Raw genomic sequence first — 3093 nt, 5'->3', positions numbered from 1 at the left:
ATGAAACTCAAATATTTCGGCGTGCATATTGGCATACTTACCCTTCGGCAACTCCGCATAAAACAGCTTGCGAATTGAACCGCGCACTTCCAGCACCGCCGCGCTGCTAGTCACGATTAAACGCAGCGTTCCCAATTGTTCGCAAGCTTCCAAGAATTCTTTCAGAGTCGCAGTCATATCAATGTTGGATTGTGGATTGTGGATTTGGGATTAAATCGATCAGAAGAAAATGGTAGTTTGGAATTACGAAAAGGAATTAGAGAAAAAAGGATAATTCTTCCTTATCCCTTCTCTCCTAGATAACTAAAGCTTTCCTTCTCTCCTAGATAACTAAAGCCTTCCTTCTTCCTTATTCCTTCATGTTTCGTGCAGTTCGTAAGCAGCGACAATCCGCTGCACTAGAGGATGTCGCACCACATCCGCCTGAGAGAATTCGCAGAAAGCAATGCCCTCAACGTTGCGTAGAATGTTTTGGGCGACTGACAATCCCGACTGTTGGTTTGGCGGCAAATCTGTTTGAGTGATATCGCCCGTTACTACCATTCTCGATCGAAAGCCCAGACGAGTCAACACCATTTTCATCTGAGCCGGCGTCGTATTTTGAGCTTCATCCAAAATTACGAAAGCATTGCTGAGAGTACGCCCCCGCATATAAGCTAAAGGAGCTACTTCGATCAAGCCTCTTTCCATTAAATCGGCCATTTTTTCAGGGTCAATCATTTCTTGTAGGGCGTCGTAAAGCGGGCGCAAATATGGATCGACTTTTTGCTGCAAATCTCCCGGCAAAAACCCTAGTTTTTCGCCAGCTTCGACGGCTGGTCTTGTTAAAATTAGCCGTTCGTACTGCTTGCTTAACAGCGCTTGCACGGCGAAAATAGCTGCTAGAAATGTTTTGCCAGTACCAGCGGGGCCAATGCAAAATGTCAGGTCGTGCGTGCGTACTGCTTGGACGTATTGTCGCTGCTTGAAGGTTTTGGCTCTAATTTCTTCGCCGCGGCGAGTTCTGGCGAGAACGTCTCGCTGCAAGTCTTGTAAATCGCCTTGGCGGTTGGTATCCAAAGCTTGGCGCGCCGTCTGTATTTCAACTCCGGTAATATTTTTGCCGGATTTCCAATAGTCGGAGAGCGAGCGCACTAATTTATGACACAATTCTACTTGGCTTTTTGTGCCGGAAATCAGCAGTTCTTGCCCTCGCATTACCAGGTTAGCACCAGTTTGCTTAGAGATCATTTTCAGGTTTTCTTCTTGATTACCCGCCAGCGACATTGCGCTTTGAATGCTAGGTAACTCTATTGTTAGTTTTTCATTCATGCCAACATAAGCTCCTCCAAATAAGCAATTAAAAGTTAACAACTAAACGTTAAACCAATCATTATTTGCGAACAAAAAAACGCCCGTTACTAGGTTTTACCTAGTATCTAAGGCGTCTTTTAGATTTAGCTCCCAAATGAGTTTGGTGCTTGAGCCACAAATCAAATCTCCCTTCTATTAAGTCAGGCAATTTTAGATTTTAGATTGGAAATTTTAGATTTTAGGTTAACCTGAACCCGCTGACATTTGAAATTTCAAATTTTACATTTGTTTCCGATCACAAAACCGGCAATTTCAAACCAAACGGGGCTTGTAATACAAAGTCTACAACAGGCAATCTAAAATCTAAAATTCTTTCTGGGCCATGCAGTTAGTTAATAACCGGGAGTATTTCTGCTCGTTCTAAACGTAGGTGTGTTAGTACGGCGAGGTTGTTCTCTCGGAGTTCTGCTAGCTAAGGGACTCGGCGACGGAGGTGGCGTCCGGGGTCGGAAGTCGCCTCGCGGCTCCCGCGAGCCACGATCTGGGCGGTCCCGATCCGGACGATCGCGATCGCCCCTGGGCGGGCCCGATCCACGATCGCCCGCTTCACCATCGTATATATCTAAGTAGAGGGACTGACCCGCCGTTTGCGCCACCGCTTCGAGCGTAGTTCTAATTGCCTGAATATTGCGTCCGCCCCTACCGTACACCCGGCCTTTGTCGGGATCTTCAAAAGCAAGCCTAACCCAGACCCGCGATTGGCGCGGGTGCAGTTCGCAATCAACCCGCAAAGAGCCTGGGGTCTCTAAAAAAGGCCCAATTAAAAACTTAACCAGTCCAGCATAGTTGGGACTAGCTGACTGCTGTTGTGCTGGATTCAACGTTGGCTCCGGCTCCGACTTGTTCAAATACATGGGCTTTTCTCAGGATGTCACGCACGGTGTCAGTTGGCTGAGCGCCTTCTTGTAGGCGCTTGACAATCGCTGGAACATCCAGCCTGGTTTCATTATTTCTGGGGTTGTAATAGCCGAGCTCTTCTAGGGGACGGCCGTCGCGGCGAGTAGAACTGTTCATCGCTACAATCCGGTAGCTTGTCTCGCGTTTTTTCCCGTATCTCTTCAATCGCAGTTTGATCATCTTCTTGCACAATAGTCTTGTTCCAATTCTAAGCTATTTTGTCAGCGCTCCTTCCCCGAACTCCAACTCAACCCCTATTTCTTAACCTCCCACCAAAATATCACTACGATTTGCAGCCCCCAAGGCAGGTCTGGCGCCGTCAATGTGCGGTGTAATTGCTAATGGCAAAATCGATGCTGTTCCCCACTGCTGCACCAATTTTTGCAAAAATATATCCTGCTGCGCTCTCAAAGAGTCCCAATCGGTGCCACGATTAATAATTGCAAACCACACTAAACCCCGATCGCGCGTGGGTATGGCTCCAGCCAAAGCAATGACGGTGTCTAAAGTACCTGTTTTCACCACAGCCGATCGCGGAATGTGTCGGTTTTCCAAAGTTCCTCGATCGCGCCCGGACACCGGAAACAAGTCAGCAATCGTCAGCCCAGTAGTCTGAAGGTTGCGGGCGATCGCCTGCATCATCCCACAAGCGGCCCTCGGAGACATCTGATTTTCCACTCCCAATCCCGAACCGTTAACTAATTGAAGTTCCTCCTCCGGCACCCCCGCCGCCCAACTCGCTTGCTGCTGCACTATTTTTGCCCCGCCCAAATCGTCTGCCAGCATCTGAGCCATTTCATTGTCGCTGTGGACGTTCATCTGCTTGAGAATTTCGGCTAAAGG

At 48.2% G+C, this 3093-nt stretch carries 4 protein-coding genes and 1 pseudogene; all 5 read right to left on the bottom strand.

The annotated features are described in order from the left end of the window. Nucleotides 1-177: pseudogene (locus tag QUA38_RS08725) on the bottom strand (ChuX/HutX family heme-like substrate-binding protein); the annotation flags it as partial. Between the two features lie 180 nt (nucleotides 178-357). Beyond that, nucleotides 358-1311 (bottom strand): PhoH family protein, encoded by a 954-nt coding sequence (locus tag QUA38_RS08720; protein ID WP_333095965.1) that lies wholly within the window; start codon nucleotides 1309-1311, stop codon nucleotides 358-360. A 374-nt stretch (nucleotides 1312-1685) separates the two neighbouring features. Then, nucleotides 1686-2174, bottom strand: coding sequence for a KH domain-containing protein (locus QUA38_RS08715; RefSeq protein ID WP_333085049.1), 489 nt, complete (start codon nucleotides 2172-2174; stop codon nucleotides 1686-1688). Continuing rightward, nucleotides 2146-2430 carry a 30S ribosomal protein S16 gene (gene rpsP, locus QUA38_RS08710; protein ID WP_172186097.1) on the bottom strand — a complete coding sequence of 95 codons (285 nt, stop codon included), beginning with the start codon at nucleotides 2428-2430 and terminating at the stop codon, nucleotides 2146-2148. Before rpsP ends, QUA38_RS08715 begins: the two co-directional genes overlap by 29 nt. An 81-nt stretch (nucleotides 2431-2511) precedes the next feature. Next, on the bottom strand, nucleotides 2512-3093 hold a 582-nt coding region (locus tag QUA38_RS08705), incomplete at its 5' end, for a D-alanyl-D-alanine carboxypeptidase (RefSeq protein ID WP_333160913.1).

It is taken from the genome of Microcoleus sp. Pol12B4, assembly GCF_036701385.1.
In the GTDB taxonomy this organism is placed as follows: Bacteria; Cyanobacteriota; Cyanobacteriia; order Cyanobacteriales; family Microcoleaceae; genus Microcoleus.
The sequence above is the reverse complement of the archived record's forward strand: the minus strand, read 5'-3'. Positions and strand labels throughout refer to the sequence as shown.

Excerpts from the sequence above, each read along its gene's own strand:
- QUA38_RS08720 (WP_333095965.1), bottom strand. The coding sequence starts at position 1,311 with ATGAATGAAAAACTAACAATAGAGTTACCTAGCATTCAAAGCGCAATG.
- rpsP (WP_172186097.1), bottom strand. The coding sequence starts at position 2,430 with ATGATCAAACTGCGATTGAAGAGATACGGGAAAAAACGCGAGACAAGC.